We start from the raw sequence: 19349 nt of genomic DNA, 5'->3' as shown, positions 1-19349 counted from the left end.
AAAATTATTTATATTTTTATTAAAAAAAATATGGGAATAACATTACCTCTTCTATTAAAAAAAAATGTAAACAAAAAAAATAGATTATTTTTAATTAACTTGGTTATGTTTTTTTTGACTTTTCAAATTCATTCTCAAACTACACTTATTTCTCCAACTGGCGATGGTGGTTTTGAAACTGGTACTACTTTTTTATCAAACGGATGGACCAACAACAATCCTGCTCAAACTGGAAGAAACCAATGGGTTTGTAACTCTGGTGCTACTGTAGGATTTTCGGGCTCAAGATGTGCTTATATTACTAATAATGCAACAGCCGTTCCACCACATACTTATGGATTCGGAACCGCAAGAGTGTCGCACTTTTATAGAAATGTAACAATACCTGCCGGAGAGACTGACATCTTATTATCTTTTAATTGGATTGGTCAAGGAGAAACAACACTCGACCGATTAAGAGTATGGCTTATGCCAACTACTATTACTCCAGCATACGGTACAGAAATAACTCCGGCAGGAACTGCACCAACAGGAAGAATTCAAGTTGGAGCAACTAATTATAATCTGCAAGGTTCTTGGGTAAACGCAAGTTTTAATTTACCAACAACTTATGCGGGTACAACATTTAGATTGGTTTTTGAATGGGCAAATGACGGAAGTCTTGGTACAAATCCGCCAGCAGGAGTTGATTCCATTTCTCTAACCTCGGCAGCAATTGTTGCACCATCGAATAATGATTGTACTGGAGCCATTTCTTTACCAGTCAGTACATCCACAACTTGTACCACTTCAATAACAGGCACAACTATTGGAGCAACACAATCATTGGCTGGCTGCACAGGAACTGCAGATGATGATGTTTGGTATAGTTTTACTGCAACCAATACCTTTCACGCTGTTACAGTTACACCAACAACATTAACCAATGCAGTGTTCCAAGTCTTTAATGGCACATGTCCAAGCCTAACAAGCATAAGTTGTATCAACGACACTACAGGAACAAATGCAGAAACCACTATTTTGAGTGGCCTTACAATTGGTTCCACTTATTTTGTAAGAATTTTTAGTAATGCAAATGGCACCGGACAAGGAACTTTTTCAATTTGCGTTACATCACCGCCTCCGCCACCTTCTAACAATTTATGCAATAACGCTACCAACCTACCTTGTTCCACAACTAATTTAGCTGGAACAACGGTAAATACTAGTAACATTGTTAATAACTCTGGTTGTAGTATGGCTGATTTTGGAGTTTGGTACACTTTTATTGGTGACGGAAACAACACCACCATTTCAGCAACAACAACCAGCTTTGATATAGAAATGTCAATCTCAAGCGGATCATGTGGAACCTTAACAAACATAACATGTCAAGATGCTGCTTTATCGAATGGTACAGAAACCTATACATTTGCAACAACAAATGGAGTTACTTATTATGTATATGTTGCACATTATCTAGCAGGCAGCACAACAACTGGAACTTTTACAATTTCAAGATCTTGTACCGCTATAATAAATCCTTGTTCTGCAATTACAAATATCACCAATTGTGGTACTACAATAAACGCAACAATACCAGCAGGAACAGGACTATACCCAACTTCTGCTTGTGGTTGGTCAACTCCTGGAAACGAGCAAATTTTTACGTTCACACCAACAGTAACAGGAAACTACACCATCAGTCAACTTGGTTCATTTGCTTTTATAGACTATCAATATAAATTAGCTTCCCTAGGATGTAATGGTGTTGGATGGACATGTATAGACGACTTATCTGGAACTTCAACTAGCCCAAGCTTCACATTAACCGCTGGTTTACAATACTATCTGCTAATTGATCCTGAGAGTTCCTTAGGTGGAAGTATTAGTTTTATATTAAATTGTCCTTTGACTCCACCAATAAATGATGAGTGTAATAATGCTATTCCGTTAACTGTAAATGCAATTTGTTCTTATTCAAACTATACAAACGCTGCAGCGACGGCGAGTTTAGGAGCACCTTTACCTGGATGCTCAAGTTATGCTGGAGGAGATGTATGGTTTACCACAATTGTACCACCAAACGGCATAATAACCATTGACTCTCAAACAGGTGTTATTTTTGATGGTGGCATAGAAGTTTATTCAGGTTCGTGCGGAAGTTTTAGTGTTTTAGGCTGTGATGATGACTCAAGTATAAATGGTGCTATGCCTTCTTTAACTTTAACCGGACTTACACCAGGACAAACCATTTATATTAGATTCTGGGAATATGGAAACGACAATAATGGAACTTTTGGAATTTGTGTATCAAGTCCAATTCCACCTTCAAATGATGATTGTTTTACCGCACAAGCTCTTACAGTAAATCCAACTATAACCTGTACCGTGAATATGACAGGTACTACTCTTGGAGCAACTTTATCTCAAGCTGGATGCGTTGGATCCGCTGATGATGATGTGTGGTATCAATTTATTGCAACTGATGCTAGTCATACAATAACTATTACACCAAACACCCTAAACAATGCAGTCTTTCAAGTTTTTAGCGGCGTTTGCGGAAGTCTTTCAAATATTGCCTGCATAAACAACACTACTGGAGCAAACATTGAAACAACAACTTTAACCGGACTAACTATTGGCGCAACTTATACCATTAGAGTTTATAGCAATGGTAATGGCGGCGGACAAGGAACTTTTGCTATTTGCGTCACTACACCTTGCTCTCCTGGAAATGGAATTGGTTTATCTAGCCTAGGATGTCCAACAAATGTTGCTGGAGGTTTGGGCTTGAACGGAGCAGATCCTAATCCAATTTTAGATTGTTCTACTTCAACATGCACTAATTTGGAAGCCACTTTTATTCCACTCGGACAAACTACTAGCTATACGGTTCAGTCCATACCTTATTCACCGCCTTATCAATTTGGATGTCTTCAAAACTCCGTAAGTATTAGCGTCGATGATGTATGGTCTCCAACTATTTCCTTGCCATTTAATTTTTGTTATTATGGCAACACTTATAATCGGTGCTTAATAGGTTCTAATGGCGTTATCACTTTTGATCAAACGAGTAATACTCCCGGAGGTTACTCTAATTGGTCTTTCACAAATGACTTACCAAGTACCTCATTATTTTTAAACAGTATTTTTGGTGCTTATCACGATATTGATCCTAGTAAAGGCGGAGAAGTTGGTTGGGAATTGGTGACTTTAAGTTCGGGTTGTCGTGCTTTAGTTGCCTCTTGGAATGAAATTCCAATGTTTTCATCAACTTGTAATTCATTACTTTATACTGGAATGATTGTCTTGTATGAAAATACAAATATCATTGAAGTGTATATGAAGGAGAAAAGAGTTTGTTCTACTTGGAACTCAGGTAATGCCGTTGTTGGTGTACAAAATTCAACAGGCTCACTAGCAACAGTTGCACCCAATCGAAATTCAACAAGTACAGATTGGACAACTACCAACGAAGCTTGGCGTTTTATACCATCGGGAACATCAATAACAACAATTACTTGGTATGAAGGCAACGGAACTACAGGTCCAATTGTCGGTAACACGGCTTCGATTAACGTTTGTCCAACAGCAACTACTAATTATACTGCGAGAGTAACATACACCTTTTGCAATGGCACAATATTAGATTTAACGGACACCACAACTATAACAGTTAGTGATAGAAAGGCTTGGAATGGCTCAATCGACAGTGATTGGAATAAAGCTAACAATTGGACACCAACAGGAATACCAAATGGAAGTGATTGCGTTGTAATTCCTATAACACCAAATAATCCGATTATTTCCGGTACAAATTATAACGGACTTGCAGGAACATTGTCAGTATTAAATGGAGCTGCATTAACAATAAACTCAACAAATAACATCACCGTTACCGATTGGGTCAATGTTCAAGCTTCCGGTTCATTTACTATAAATAATACTGCTAGTTTGATTCAAATAAATAATGCAACAAATACAGGAAATATTACTTACAGAAGAACCGCTAATAATATAAGAAGTTTAGATTATGTTTATTGGTCTTCACCAGTTTCAAACTTTAATGTAAATAATATTATTTCGCCATTAATTCCGGGTCCAATTTGGCGATGGAATCCAACAATTCCAAATACGAATGGAGGACAAGGAAATTGGGAAGTTGCCAATGGCGATACAATGTTACCAGCTAAAGGCTATATCGTTAGAGGTCCAAGCTCGTTTAGTTCAACAATTCCTGCGCCATTAAACGGAACTTTTATTGGAGTTCCAAACAACGGAGTTATCAACTATACAATTTCTAGAGGTTCTGACCAAAATACTGTGTACCATCAAGGAACAAATGGAACAGAAATAACAAATTTTAGTGACAACTGGAATCTTATAGGAAATCCATATCCATCGGCAATTAGAGGAAGTCAATTTCTTTTTAATAACAATACTAAAATTATAGGAAACATCAAACTGTGGACACATGGAACATTGCCATCAATAATGGCAAGCCCTTTCTATAATAGTTATCTATACAACTACAATCCTGGTGATTACTTAACTTATAATTTTACGGGAACAAGTTGCTGTCCAGCAGCAGCATCCGATTTGTTTATTGGAGCAGGCCAAGGATTTTTTGTTCAAATGATAGATGGACCAGCAGGTTCAGACACTGTAACATTCAACAATAGTTTAAGAAACGCTTCTTATGACAACAGTTTATTTTACAGGTTGAATAATGCATTGACAAGCACAAACAGTCCAATTGATGTAAACAACTTGGAAAGAAATAGAATTTGGTTGGATTTAATTAGCTCATCTAATCAATCGGACAGAACCTTATTTGGTTACATTGAAGGAGCAACTATGGCAAGAGACAGTTATTTTGATAGTCAAACCCTGAAAACTGGTGCTATGTCGATTTACACTTTAATTGATTCTGATAAATTTTTAATTCAGGGACGACAACTTCCTTTTGATATTTATGATGAAGTTCCTATTGGAATTCACGTTCAAAATTCAGGCAGCTACAACATTGGAATTGGTGGATTAGACGGAATTTTTACTACTCAAAATGTTTATTTAAAAGATAAAGAACTTGATATCATACACGATTTAAAAGGGGCACCTTATCGTTTTAGCTCGCAAAGCGGCACATTAAATAATCGCTTTAAAATCGTTTATTTGAACGGCGCGTTAAATAATGATCAACATTTGTATTCTAATACAATTAAAGTTGTAACCAACGAAAATATAATCATTCGTTCCTCGTTTGAAATGATTAATTCAATAACAATTTATGACCTGTTGGGAAGAAATTTAGGTGAGTATAAAAATATTGATGCTACTGAATTCACAATAAAAAACATCTTAAAAAATAATGCCGCTTTATTCTTGAAAATAAAATTAAAGAATAGCGTTATTATAAATGAAAAAATTATTTTTTAAAATACTTTAAAAACATCCAAAAGGACCTTTTCTTTAAATAGTTTAGGTCTTTTTCGTTTTTGTATGCTTCACGCTCAAACGAAATATTAAAATAAGCTTTTTTTCTATCGCGATATTGAACTAATCGAAACAAATATTCAGTCAAATACCATAAATAAAATGGCAAAACCAATAACTCCAATTGCTGTCGTATATGAATTTTTTCGTGATTTATAAAAGTCTTATTTAACTTATCATCCTTATCTGCTAAAAAAACAAAAGGATAAAATGTTAAACCTCGAAAACCTCTAGGGGTTAAATATTTAAAAACAATTAGAAACATATGGTGCAAAGTTGCTAAATTTGTAATTATGTTTGAAGATAAAAATGAAAATAAATTAATCGAAGGAGAAGATTATTATCTAACTCCTGAAGGCTACCGTTGTTTCACCGAAAAGCACCACCTAAAACGTGGTTATTGCTGCAAAAATGGTTGTAGACATTGCCCTTATGGATTTGATAAAAAAACTAGTACAATTAAGAAGTGATTAGTGACAAGTAATTAGTAAATAGCAAACAACAAACTATTAACCATAAACTCAAAATGACTTTTCAAGAACAAATACTACAAGGAATTCCATCGGTACTACCGAATCCGAAGCCTTATGAAGTTGAAATAAATCACGCACCAAAACGAAAAGAAATTCTTTCTGACGAGGAAAAGAAATTAGCTTTGAAAAATGCTTTACGCTATTTTGAACCTAAACATCACGCGGAATTACTTCCAGAATTCAAAGCCGAATTAGAAACCTACGGAAGAATTTATATGTACCGTTTGCGTCCTGATTATAAAATGTATGCACGACCAATTACAGAATATCCAGGTAAATGCGAACAAGCAAAAGCTATAATGTTAATGATTCAAAATAATTTGGATTACGCTGTGGCGCAACATCCTCACGAGCTTATAACTTACGGTGGAAATGGTGCTGTGTTTTCCAATTGGGCGCAGTATTTGTTGACTATGAAATATTTGGCAGAAATGACTGAGGAGCAAACATTGGCTATGTATTCTGGTCATCCAATGGGATTATTTCCATCGCATAAAGAAGCACCGAGAGTAGTTGTCACTAACGGAATGGTGATTCCAAATTATTCTAAACCGGATGATTGGGAAAAAATGAATGCTTTAGGCGTTTCGCAATACGGACAAATGACTGCCGGAAGTTATATGTATATCGGTCCGCAAGGAATTGTTCACGGAACTACAATCACCGTTTTAAATGGTTTTAGAAAAATAAAAAAATCTCCTAAAGGTGGTTTGTTCGTAACGTCTGGACTTGGCGGAATGTCTGGCGCACAACCCAAAGCAGGAAATATTGCAGGTTGCGTAACTGTTTGTGCCGAAGTAAATCCAAAAATCACACACATTCGTCATTCACAAGGTTGGATTAATGAAGTGATTGAAAATATTGATGAATTAGTTCCACGAGTTAAAAACGCTCTAGCCAATAAAGAAGCCGTTTCTGTAGCCTATCTTGGTAATGTAGTCGATGTTTGGGAACGTTTTGACCAAGAAAATCTTCTGATAGATTTAGGTTCTGATCAAACTTCATTGCACAATCCGTGGGCTGGAGGTTATTACCCAATCGGTTATACTTTTGAAGAATCTAACGATTTAATGGCAAATAATCCTGATAAATTCAAAGAAGAAGTTCAAAAAACTTTACGTCGACACGCAACAGCAATCAACAAACATACTGAAAAAGGAACGTATTTCTTCGATTACGGAAATGCCTTTTTATTAGAAGCTTCTCGTGCCGGAGCTGATGTTTTTGCAGAAAATCACATCGATTTCAAATACAACAGTTACGTTCAAGACATTATGGGACCAATGTGTTTTGATTATGGATTCGGACCATTTCGTTGGGTTTGTGCCTCAGGAAATCCCGAAGATTTAGCAAAAACCGATAAAATTGCATGCGATGTTCTAGAAGAAATGATGAAAAATTCTCCAGAAGAAATCCAACAACAAATGGCTGACAACATTCAATGGATAAAAGGCGCACAAGAAAATCAATTAGTAGTTGGTTCTCAAGCTCGAATTCTTTATGCCGATGCCGAAGGAAGAATTAAAATCGCAGAAGCTTTTAATCAAGCCATCGCTCGTGGCGAAATTGGCTACATCATTTTAGGACGCGATCATCACGACGTTTCTGGAACCGATTCGCCTTACAGAGAAACTTCTAACATTTATGACGGCTCACGATTCACAGCAGATATGGCCATCCAAAATGTTATCGGCGACAGTTTTCGTGGCGCAACTTGGGTTTCTATACATAATGGTGGTGGTGTTGGTTGGGGCGAAGTAATTAATGGTGGTTTTGGTATGGTTCTTGATGGTAGTAAAGAAGCATCAAGACGTTTAGAGTCAATGCTTTTCTGGGATGTAAACAACGGAATTTCAAGGAGAAGTTGGGCAAGAAACGAAGGCGCGATTTTTGCAATAAAAAGAGCTATGGAAACGCAACCTTTGTTAAAAGTTACCATCCCAAATATAGTCGACGAAAGTTTATTTTAGTTTCAAATTGTTTGAGTGTTTAATTAAGAAACAATGACGAGTTTAAACTATTTTAAACAAATTTAAACTTATTAAACAAAAAATTGAAATATGAAAACAACAAAATTTTTACCGTTACTCCTACTCTTCGTTCTTGCTTCTTGCAGTTCGGTTAGAGTAAATTATGATTATGACAAAAAAGCAACTTTCGACAATTACAAAACCTATGCCTATCACAAAAGCGGCATTGATAAAGTCGAAATTTCTGACTTAGATAAGCGAAGAATTCTAGTTGCAATCGACGAACAATTAGCAGCAAAAGGTTTTACAAAAAGCGAGACGCCCGATGTTGTAATTAACTTTTTTACAAAAGAAAGAGAACAAGTAGACGTAAACCAATTCAATGCTGGTTGGGGTTATGGATGGGGTTTTGGTTGGAATCCTTGGATGTGGGGAAACAACACCTCAGTTAGTCGCTACACCGAAGGAACTTTAACCATTGACATCATCGACGCCAAGAAAAAAGAACTAATTTGGCAAGGTCAAGGAGAAGGTGTTTTAACCGGAAATGCCGATAAAAAAGACAAATTAATCAACGAATTTGTTACTAAAATCTTAGCACAATATCCACCGAAAAAATAGTTGGCAGTGGTCAGTTTTCAATGATAAGTTTAATCTTACTTGAATCAGATTCACAATAAAAAAAACACTATCTCGTACTTTCGAAATAGTGTTTTTTTATATGATGTATACTGATGAATATTAGGAGCGAATGGCTTGCTTTTGTTTGGTTTCCTTGTTCCTGCTTTTCGCGTTACACGGTAACTGCTTCAATCAGGGCTAGATTGGTTTTGTATTGAATAGAGGCAGGATTTCAAAAGACTATTTACTTAAATTATTTAACCTGCAAGGTTTTTTTTAACCTTGTAGGTCTAACAAAATATCTTTAAAACTCAATTGCCCTAGCCCAGATTGCAATGAAAAGCTTTTTGTGAAACAATGCTATTTTTTGTTGGCATAAAAAAGCGACCACCGGAAGCTCTTTTTATGGCTTACAAAAAAAGCATTGTTTGCAAAAACTTGTAATGGAAAGCTGGAAATAGCTTCTAAAAAAAGCTCGTCGACAAGCACAGAGTGACATTGCATTTCTAATTGGCTTCTGTTTAATAATTGAGTAATTCCTCTATTTTAGCTTTAACTTTATCCACATTCGGAATCATCGTAAACTCTAAAGTACTGTTCAATGGAATCGCTGGCATATTTTCTGAACCGATTACCATTACTGGTGCATCAAGATATTTGAAACAATTTTCTTGAATCAATCCGGCTAAACTTCTTGCAAAGGAATTGTTTGTTGGCTCTTCAGTCACTACAAGGCATTTTTTAGCTTTTTTAACCGATTTAAAGATGGTTTCTTCATCAAGTGGATAAAGAGTTCGTAAATCAATAATTTCGACTTGATTTTTCATTGTTGCTGAAGCATTTAATGCCCAATAAACGCCCATTCCGTAGGTAATTACTGTAATGGTTTCATCGGTTTCTTGTTCCCAAATTTCTTGAACAATATTCGCTTTTCCGAAAGGTAAAATGTAATCTTCACTTGGTTCGTTGACTCTTGCGGCATCGGTTCCTTTTACTTTACTCCAGTACAAACCTTTATGTTCCAAAATCACAACTGGATTTGGGTCGTAATAAGCGGCTTTCAAAAGTCCTTTTAAATCGGCACCATTACTTGGATAAGCGATTTTTATTCCACGAATATTAGTCAAAACGCTTTCAACAGACGACGAATGATAAGGTCCGCCACTTCCATAAGCACCAATTGGAACACGCAAAATCATACTCACAGGCCATTTCCCATTGGATAAATAACACGAACGACTGACTTCGGTAAACAACTGGTTCAATCCTGGCCAAATGTAATCGGCAAACTGAACCTCAACAATCGGTTTCAATCCAACTGCCGACATTCCAACTGTAGAACCAACGATAAAAGCTTCTTGAATTGGTGTATTGAAAACGCGATCATCTCCGAATTTTTGTGCTAAAGTTGCTGCTTCTCTGAAAACGCCACCTAGTCGTCCGCCCACGTCTTGTCCGTACAACAAACATTCTTGGTGCTTTTTCATTAATTCTTCGACAGCAAAAAGTGCGCAATCTACCATAACGACTTTATCTTCACGCTCTGGATTTCGTTCACCAACTTCTTCTATAATTGGTGTTGGAGCAAAATCGTGAGTGAATAAATCTTCTGGCGTTGGATCTTCTGCTAATTGTGACTTATCAAAATCAGCTTGCACTTTCGCACAGGCGGAAACCTCAATTGCATCTATTTCTTCTTTTGTAAATCCTGCTTCCAACAACTGTTTTATCAAAACCGGAAATGGATCACGTGATTGCGCTTCTTCCAAATCGTCACGATACCACTCCATTCGAACACCTGATGTATGGTGATTTAACAAAGGAACTTTTGCGTGAATTAAAAAAGGACGACGTTCTTCACGAATGGTTTTCACCACTTTTTGAACTGCTAAATAACTTTCTGTAAAATTGGCTCCATCAATAGAAATAGCTTCAATTCCGTGGAAACCTTTGGCATATTCAAACGCATTTTGCGCACGAGTTTCAGCAGCATTTGCCGAAATATCCCAACCGTTATCTTGTACCAAATACAAAATCGGAAGCTGTTTTAAAGCTGCCATTTGCAATGCTTCGGCAATTTCTCCTTCGGTTACGGAAGCATCGCCAAGAGAACAAACAACAAATGGTTTTTCTTGATTAGTTTCTTGAATTCCTATATTTTCTTTGTACCAAAATCCCATCGCTGCACCTGTAGCCGGAATCGCTTGCATTCCTGTAGCTGATGATTGATGTGGAATTTTAGGTTTATCAGCATCTTTCAAACTCGGATGACAATAATAAGTTCGTCCGCCCGAAAACGGATCGTCTTTTTTTGCCATCAATTGCAACATCAAATCGTAAGGTTGCATTCCGATTCCCAACATCATAGCATCATCACGATAATAAGGAAACGCATAATCTTGTGGTAAAAGTTGCATCGCCATCGCAATTTGAATCGCTTCGTGTCCGCGTGAAGTTGCATGTACGTACTTAGAAACTATTTTGAAATTATCTTCATACAAGGTTGCCATTGCTTTGGCAGTTGCCATTGTTGAAAATGCTTTTTCTAGTATTTTTTTATCTAACATTTTTAAATCTTTTTTGCTAAAAGCTATTAGCTGTCAGCTATTTCGCTTCTACAATCCAACCAAAGTCGTCTTTTATATCTTGCACTTTAATCGCATTCAAAGTATCATTTACCATTACAGAAACTGGATTTTCGTCTGGGAATTTAATAGACAAATCGTTGTTTCCGATTTCTTCTACCATTGCGATTCCAACTGCTGTTCCTGTTCCGAATGCTTCTTCTAGAGTTCCGTTTTTGGATGCTTCAATAATTTCTGAAATGGTGATTGGTCTTTCAGTTACTTCAAAACCTTTACTTCTCAACAAATCGATTACACTCATTCTGGTAATTCCAGATAAAATCGAACCTGTTAAACTTGGAGTAATGAATTTTCCATCAATTTTGAAGAAAATATTCATTGTTCCCACTTCTTGAATGTATTCAAAATCTTGGGCGTCTAACCATAAAACTTGATCAAAACCTTTGGCTTTTGCATATTCTGTTGGACGAATGGCTGCTGCGTAATTTCCGGCTGCTTTGGCTTCTCCAGTTCCACCATTTACAGCACGAACATATTTTTTTTCAGCGTATAATTTGATTTTTCTACTAAAAAATGGTCCGGCTGGCGATGCCATTACGATGAATTTGAAACTCGTTGCGGCACGCATTCCGATAAACGCTTCATCAGCATACATAAACGGACGCAAATACAAAGCGCTTCCTGTTGAAGTTGGAATCCAATTTTTCTCTAAAGCAGTGAATTGTTTTAATGCTTCTACAAACAAATCTTCTGGAAAGGAAGGCATTCCCATTCGGTCAGCACTAAAATTCATTCGTTTTGCGTTTTCATCAGGACGAAATAATAGTGGTGTTCCATCTTTTCCTAAAGTTGCTTTCATTCCTTCAAAAATCGCTTGTCCATAATGTAAAGCCATAGCTGCAGGATGTGTTGGAATCAATGCTAGAGGTTCAATTCTTGGATTTTGCCATTCGCCATTTTCATAATCACAAATAAACATATGATCGGTGAAATTAGTTCCCATTGTGATGTTTTCAAGATTCACTTCTGAAACTCTTGATTGTGAAACTTTAGTTATTTTTATTGCTTGTGTCATTACTGTTTCCATAATGTTATATTGTTGTGTTTGTGTCAAATTGTTCTAAGTAATCGCCTACTTTTCGTAAGAATGAACCTCCTAAAAATCCGTCCACTACTCTATGGTCGAACGACAAAGAAAGATACATCATACTTCTGATGGTAATTTCGTCACCTTTTTCAGTTGTGATGACTTCGGGACGTTTTTTGATAATTCCAAGTGCTAAAATTGCTACTTCAGGTTGGTTGATAATTGGTGTTCCCATCAAACTTCCAAAAGTTCCTACGTTGGAAATCGTGAACGTACTTCCTTGAATTTGTTCGGGTTTTAATTTGTTATTTCTTGAAGCTTCCGCCAAATTATTCACATCTTTTGCTAAAGCAACTAAATCTTTTTCGTTGGCATTTTTCACCACAGGAACTATCAAATTCCCTGATGGTAATGCGGTTGCCATTCCGATATTGATATCGTTGTGAACAATGATGTTTTTCTCATCCACAGAAACATTAATCATTGGAAAATCGGCTACAGCTTTTGCTACAGCTTGAACGAATACTGGCGTAAACGTTAATTTTTCATTGTGCTTTTCTTGAAATTTATCTTTGTTTTCGTTTCTCCAATTTACCAAATTTGTGACATCAACTTCAATGTAAGAAGTTACGTGAGGTGAAGTTTGTTTAGAATACACCATATGATCCGCAATCATTTTGCGCATTCTGTCCATTTCTACAATTCGATCTTTTCCTTCTACAAAATTGATTTTTGGTTTTGGATAGGAAGAAGTCGTCGGTTGTCGGTTGTCAGCTATCGGTTTAGATTGTATAGGATATTTTCGATTCTTTAGATAATTAAAAACATCACTTTTTTGTAATCTTCCTTCGGCTCCTGAACCTGGAATGGTTTGTAATTCTTCAATTGAAAGGTTTTCTTTTTGGGCAATTGAAATGATTAACGGACTTAAAAAGTTGTCGGTTGTCGGTTGTCGGTTGTTGGTTTTTGGTTGTTGTACTTCGACTGTGCTCGGTTTTACACTACTTTTTTCTACAACTTCTTGCTTCTGACTTCTTGCTTCTTGAACTCCTTCAGAATCTATCAAAGCCAAAACGATTCCAACTTCAACGACGTCATCTTTCTGAAAACGAATTTCAGTAATGACACCCGAAACTGGCGCAGGAACATCACTATCGACTTTATCGGTAGCGACTTCTAAAATAGTTTCTTCGGCTTCAACAAAATCACCCACGTTTTTTAACCAACTGATTATTGTTGCTTCGGATATACTTTCACCCATTTTGGGCATTTTGAATTCTGTTATCATTTTTTTGAGATGAAAGAGAATAGAGTATAGAAAATAGACTTACAATCGGTCTATATTCTTTTCTCTATTTTCTATTTTCTTTTAATTTAAATTCTTCTAATGTTTTATAAAATGCTTCTTGCGTTGGTCGATTGGCTGGAATTTCTCGCAAAGGTTCCACTGCTTTTAATGTTTCGTAACATTCTTTTGGCAATTGCTGATATAAAGCAGTTCCTTTGGTTTTCCAATCAATCATTTCATCGGAAACATCTTTTATAATTGTTGCTGGATTTCCCACTACCATTTTTCGGTTTGGAATTTGCATTCCGGCTTTTATGAAACTTAATGCTCCAATAATACATTCATCTCCAACATTTACGTCATCCATAATTACAGCGTTCATTCCGACCAAACAATTTTTCCCAATATTTGCTCCGTGAATAATTGCTCCGTGACCAATGTGTGCACCAGCTTTCAAAACCATTGATTTACCGGGAAACATATGAATCGTACAATTTTCTTGAACGTTACAGCCGTCTTCAATAATGATTTCGCCCCAATCGCCACGAATCGCTGCGCCTGGACCAACGTATACGTTTTTTCCAATAATCACATTACCTGTAACCGCAGCTTGCGGATGGATAAAACTACTTTCGTGTATTACTGGGATGAACCCTTTGAATTCGTATATCATTTTTTTAGATTATAGATGAAAGACCGCTTCGCTGCAAGATGAAAGACAGGCTTATATGAAATTTTTCTTGCCTCTATCTTCTTGCCTCTATCTTCTTACTTAAACTTTTTCAACGTTTCTTTTGTAAAATCAGACAAAACTAATCTTCCGCTTATTGCTGCTCTTTCGGCAAGTAAATTGTCCCAATCTTCTGTTCCTCTCCAAAAAACTTTTTTCATTTCGGTCATCGCTTCTGGATTGTAAGTGCATAAATGTTGGGCGAATTTTTGAACGGCTTCGTCCATTTCTTCTATATTTTCAAATACTTGAGCAAACAATCCTTTTTCCTTTGCCCAATTAGCTTCATAAAATGTGTTGGCGTCGATTGCGATTTGTGACATTGCCGAAACTCCCATTTTTCTCTCGATGGCTGGAGAAACTACAAATGGTCCGATTCCGACGTTTAATTCTGATAATTTTATTGCTGCAAATTTTGTTGCCATACAATAATCGGTTGATGCTGCTATTCCTACTCCGCCACCAACTGTTTTTCCTTGAATTCTTCCGATGATGAATTTTGGACATTTTCGCATTGCGTTGATTACGTTGGCAAATCCTGAGAAAAATACTTTTCCGGTTGCAGCATCGTTGATGGAAATTAGTTCTTGAAAACTGGCTCCGGCGCAAAAAGTTCGGTCACCACCACTTTTTAGGATGATTACTTTTACTTCTGAATTATTTCCAACTTCTGTTATTGTGTTGGCTAATTGTGCTAATATATCGCTTGGCAAGGAGTTTTGTTCTGGATGAAAGAACTCTATGGTGGCGATGTTGTTTTGAATGTTTTGTTTTACGTATGCTTCCATATTTTTATTTAACTGCAAAGTCGCGAGGTTATCGCAAGGTTCGCGATGTTTGTTTCTCGCAAAGACGCTAAGGCGCAAAGCTTTAGTTATTTTTAATATATTTTTTTTCGTTACTACTTATTCCTAGCCCTGATAGTAGCGGCATCCTTTTTCTTTTTTCTTTAAAAAGGAAAAGATATAGCGGATAGCAGGATTAGCTTCTAATCATTATTCTACAAAATATTAAACTGTTCAAAATGATGATTTAAGTGCTTTCTTTCTAATAGATAAGAAGCGTATTTATTCATTTCTCCGAAAACCATATTCTTTAAAACCGCTTCAGGATTTTCTTTGAAAAAGGTTTTATATTGTTCTCTGGCTTCGAAAAATTTGGCCTTGGCAGTTTCAAAATCGGGATGGATTAAATCTTCCAATTCGTCTTTTTTCATCGTTGGAAACTTGGTTCCCATTGGGAATTTATCGTAATTGTATAACGAATTATGAACTTTGTCCAAAATCTTTTCGGGTGTGGCAATTTCGAAATCTTGAATTTCACCTGACATAATTCGGTAGCCTTCTTCCAAATGTTCTAACAAATGTTGTGGCGTTAGAATTCCCCAACTTGGTTTTGAATTTTCAGTTAATTTATTCAGACATTCCGATACTTTTTCATCGGTCATTTCAACGAAAACCTCTTGTTTTTTCTGCACCATTGTTAAAATTGTTGCTACTGCAACCAATTCGTTTTCGGTGTCAAAAACTTCTACAAACCATTTTACAATTCCGCTTGGATGTTCAGCTGAAGCTACATCTCTATCGACTTTTTGTTTGCACGTTAAACGTACATAAACCGTATCATTGTGGTAAATTGGTCGTAAGAAACGACATTCTTCTAATCCGTAATTAGCGGCAACTGGACCTTTATTTGGATATACAAACAAACCAGCAGCAGCAGCTAAAATGAAGTAACCGTGAGCGGTTCTTTTCTTAAAAATACTTCCGTCAAGTGATGTAATATCGGTATGTGCATAAAAATGATCCCAAGTGATATTGGCAAAATTAATGATGTCGGTATCGGTAACCGTTCTGTTGTGCGTTCGTAATGACATTCCGGGTTGGATGTCTTCCCAATGGTATTGGAACGGATGTTGCGTGATTTCTTTGTACGCCGAATTCGCTTGATAAATTCCTGTGATTTCGGTTAAAGTTGTAGGCGAACCTTGAATTGCACAACGTTGCATATAATGTTTGATTCCGCGAACGCCACCCATTTCTTCTCCACCACCAGCACGACCTGGACCACCGTGAACCAATAATGGCAATGGCGAACCGTGGCCTGTGCTTTGCTTGGCATTTTCACGATTTAGAACTAAAATTCTTCCGTGGTGTGATGCTGCGTTTACTACATATTCTTTAGCAATTTCATCTGAATTGGTTACGATAGATGATACTAACGAACCTTTACCCATTTGGGCTAATTCGATTGCTTCGTCTAAATTCTTATAAGGCATTATTGTTGAAACCGGGCCAAATGCTTCGGTTTCGTGTACGGCTATATTTGTAAATGGATTGTCTTCTCGAAGTATTATTGGGCTAATGAAAGCGCCTTTTTCATCGGATCCGATTATGTTGGTTTTTTCTAAATCGCCGTAAACTATTTTGGCAGATTTTGATAATTCTTGAACTCTTCCTTTTAGAACATCGACTTGGTCTTTACTTACCAATGCGCCCATTCGTACTTCTTTTAATCTTGGATCACCAATAGCAACTTTATCTAACGATTTTGAAAGAGCAGTTTGAACATCGTCCATCAATTTTTCTGGGACAATCATACGACGGATTGCTGTACATTTTTGTCCAGCTTTTACGGTGATTTCGCTTCGAGCTTGGTTGATGAATAAATCGAACTCTGGAGTTCCTGGAACGGCATCTTCTCCTAAAATAGATGCGTTTAATGAATCGGCTTCCATCGTAAACGGAACCGATTCTTGGATTAATCTTGGATGTGATTTTAGTAATCTTCCTGTGGTTGCCGAACCTGTAAATGTGATTACGTCTTGACTTTCAACTGTGTCGAAAATGTTTCTAGCTGTTCCAGAAATTAGTTGCAATGCGCCTTCTGGTAAAATATTTGATGCTATGATTTCACGAACAACAGCTTCTGTTAGATAAGCTGTAACTGGCGCTGGTAAAACAACCGCTGGCATTCCTGCCATCCAATTGCAGGCACATTTTTCTAACATTCCCCAAATTGGGAAATTGAAAGCGTTGATGTGAATCGCTACTCCTTTTTTTGGAACCAAAATATGATGCGCCATAAATCGACCGCCTTTCGACAAATCAATAGGATCGCCTTCTACATGATACGGTTGGTTTGGGAATAATTTTCGTAAGGATGCATTGGCATATAAATTTCCGAATCCGCCTTCGATATCAATCCACGAATCGATGCGAGTTGCTCCGGTTCTATAACTGATTTCGTAGAAAGCTTCTTTACGTTTAGTTAAATACATCGCCAAACTTTTTATCATATTACCGCGTTCTTGGAAGGTCATTTTGCGGAGTTTTTCGCCGCCTATTGTTCTTCCGTAATGTAAAATGGCTGGAATATCTAATCCTTCGACAGAGGTTTCTGCGATGAATTCGCCGGTAACTGCATCGTAAGAAGGTTTTCCTTCTCCGGTTGCAGATGTCCATTTTCCTTGTACGTAATGTTGTGTTTTGCTCATAATGATTTGTTTGATTTTTGATTAACGATTTTTGACCCGAGAGCTTTGCTCGAATTGGCGAAGCATTTTTGAACTTCTTAAATCAACAATCAAATATCGTTAATCGTTAATCTATACTCTTTCTATAATTGCTGCGTAGCCTTGACCAACTCCAATGCACATTGTTATTAATGCATATCGTTTTCCCGTTAGTTGTAATTCTAATGCTGCTGAATACGCTATTCTTGCTCCGGTTACCCCTAATGGATGACCAATTGCGATTGCTCCACCGTTTGGATTTATTCTTGGATCGTTGTCTTTTAATCCTAATTCGCGGATGCACGCGATACTTTGTGCTGCGAAGGCTTCGTTTAATTCTATTATGTCGATTTGGTCTAATGTTAAACCTGCTTTTTCTAGTGCTTTTTTGGTGGCTTCTACAGGACCAATTCCCATTATTCTTGGTTCTACTCCTACTACGGATGAACTTACTATTCGAGCTATTGGTTTTAGGTTGTATTTTTTTACAGCTTCTTCTGATGCAATGATTGTTGCACAAGCTCCGTCATTTAATCCTGAAGCGTTTCCTGCAGTTACACTTCCGTCTTTTTTGAAAGCAGGACGTAATTTGGCTAAACCTTCCATTGAAGTGGTTGGCTTTATGAATTCGTCTTTTGAGAATTGAATCGCATCGCCTTTTCTTTGTGGAATTTCTACCGTTACTATTTCTTTGGCTAATCTTCCTGAAGTTTGGGCTGCTGTTGCTTTTTGTTGACTATTTAAAGCAAACGCATCTTGGTCTTCACGAGTAATATTATATTTTTCTACTAGATTTTCGGCAGTTTCACCCATTGCATCCGTACCGTACATTTCGTGTAGTTTTGGATTTATAAAACGCCATCCGAAACTGGTGTCGTACATTTTAGAATCGGTTCCATAAGCTGATGATGGTTTGGAAACCACTAATGGTCCGCGAGTCATATTTTCGATTCCGCCTGCTATAAAAATGTGTCCGTCTCCAGCTTTTATGGCGCGATTGGCGTGGATTATGGCTGATAACCCTGAACTACACAAACGATTTACGGTTTCACCTGGAACTGTGTATGGTAATCCAGCTAATAAAAGAGACATTCTAGCTACATTACGATTGTCTTCTCCGGCTTGATTTGCGCAACCTATGATTACGTCGTCGTAAGCTTCTTTTGGAATGTTTGGATTATTTTCTACTACGGATTTGATAACCAAAGCTCCTAAATCATCTGGACGAACCGATGCTAATGTTCCTTGGTAACTTCCTATTGGAGTTCTTACTCCGTCTATTATGTATGCTTCCATGTTTGATTGTTGATTGTTGATTGTTGATTGTTGATTGTTGATTTAGATTAGTTCTAAAATCAAAAATCGTTAATCTTCAATCGTTAATCCCTTTTTTTATTCTATTTTCTATTCAATACAATTACTATTTAGCCCTGATTGGAGAGGAAAGCTCCCGATTTTTTCGGGACTTGGAACGGAAAGCAGGAATTGCCATTACTGAAAATGCCCGAGCCATTCGCTCATAATGATTTATTTGATTGTTGAT

At 36.9% G+C, this 19349-nt stretch carries 11 protein-coding genes; 4 read left to right on the top strand and 7 right to left on the bottom strand.

Annotation, left to right across the window (positions count from 1 at the left end; translation table 11 throughout):
• The first annotated feature begins 105 nt into the window (after positions 1-105).
• The 4 genes from Q0050_RS09265 (at position 106) to Q0050_RS09245 (ending at position 8602) form a co-directional block, all read left to right on the top strand.
• Complete coding sequence (locus Q0050_RS09265; protein ID WP_298394602.1) at positions 106-5421, top strand: hypothetical protein; 5316 nt, start codon at positions 106-108, stop codon at positions 5419-5421.
• Between the two features lie 350 nt (positions 5422-5771).
• Positions 5772-5948 carry a DUF5522 domain-containing protein gene (locus Q0050_RS09255; protein WP_298394596.1) on the top strand — a complete coding sequence of 59 codons (177 nt, stop codon included), beginning with the start codon at positions 5772-5774 and terminating at the stop codon, positions 5946-5948.
• Between the two features lie 56 nt (positions 5949-6004).
• Entirely contained in the window at positions 6005-7981 is a 1977-nt protein-coding gene (locus Q0050_RS09250; RefSeq protein WP_298394593.1) for a urocanate hydratase, read from the top strand.
• Between the two features lie 90 nt (positions 7982-8071).
• Positions 8072-8602, top strand: coding sequence for a DUF4136 domain-containing protein (locus Q0050_RS09245; RefSeq protein ID WP_298394591.1), 531 nt, complete (start codon positions 8072-8074; stop codon positions 8600-8602).
• A gap of 521 nt (positions 8603-9123) precedes the next feature.
• Here the strand turns inward: Q0050_RS09245 and Q0050_RS09240 are convergent.
• The 7 genes from Q0050_RS09240 to pcaF all read right to left on the bottom strand — a co-directional run bounded on the left by Q0050_RS09240 (position 9124) and on the right by pcaF (position 19102).
• Positions 9124-11169, bottom strand: coding sequence for a thiamine pyrophosphate-dependent enzyme (locus Q0050_RS09240; RefSeq protein WP_298394588.1), 2046 nt, complete (start codon positions 11167-11169; stop codon positions 9124-9126).
• A 37-nt stretch (positions 11170-11206) separates the two neighbouring features.
• The gene (locus tag Q0050_RS09235; protein ID WP_367277167.1) at positions 11207-12274 is read right to left on the bottom strand and encodes a branched-chain amino acid aminotransferase; all 1068 of its coding nucleotides are present in this window, start codon (positions 12272-12274) and stop codon (positions 11207-11209) included.
• Between the two features lie 4 nt (positions 12275-12278).
• The gene (locus Q0050_RS09230) at positions 12279-13562 is read right to left on the bottom strand and encodes a dihydrolipoamide acetyltransferase family protein (RefSeq protein WP_298394585.1); all 1284 of its coding nucleotides are present in this window, start codon (positions 13560-13562) and stop codon (positions 12279-12281) included.
• 64 nt (positions 13563-13626) lie between these two features.
• Positions 13627-14235, bottom strand: coding sequence for a transferase hexapeptide repeat family protein (locus Q0050_RS09225; RefSeq protein ID WP_298394583.1), 609 nt, complete (start codon positions 14233-14235; stop codon positions 13627-13629).
• Between the two features lie 95 nt (positions 14236-14330).
• Positions 14331-15080 carry an enoyl-CoA hydratase/isomerase family protein gene (locus tag Q0050_RS09220; protein ID WP_298394580.1) on the bottom strand — a complete coding sequence of 250 codons (750 nt, stop codon included), beginning with the start codon at positions 15078-15080 and terminating at the stop codon, positions 14331-14333.
• A 212-nt stretch (positions 15081-15292) separates the two neighbouring features.
• Positions 15293-17788 (bottom strand): phenylacetic acid degradation bifunctional protein PaaZ, encoded by a 2496-nt coding sequence (gene paaZ, locus Q0050_RS09215; protein ID WP_298394577.1) that lies wholly within the window; start codon positions 17786-17788, stop codon positions 15293-15295.
• Positions 17789-17899: 111 nt separating this feature from the next.
• Positions 17900-19102 carry a 3-oxoadipyl-CoA thiolase gene (pcaF, locus tag Q0050_RS09210; RefSeq protein ID WP_298394575.1) on the bottom strand — a complete coding sequence of 401 codons (1203 nt, stop codon included), beginning with the start codon at positions 19100-19102 and terminating at the stop codon, positions 17900-17902.
• Positions 19103-19349 lie beyond the last annotated feature (247 nt).

It is taken from the genome of Flavobacterium sp., from assembly GCF_027483985.1.
In the GTDB taxonomy this organism is placed as follows: domain Bacteria; phylum Bacteroidota; class Bacteroidia; order Flavobacteriales; family Flavobacteriaceae; genus Flavobacterium.
This window is presented reverse-complemented; position numbering and strand designations above follow the sequence as displayed.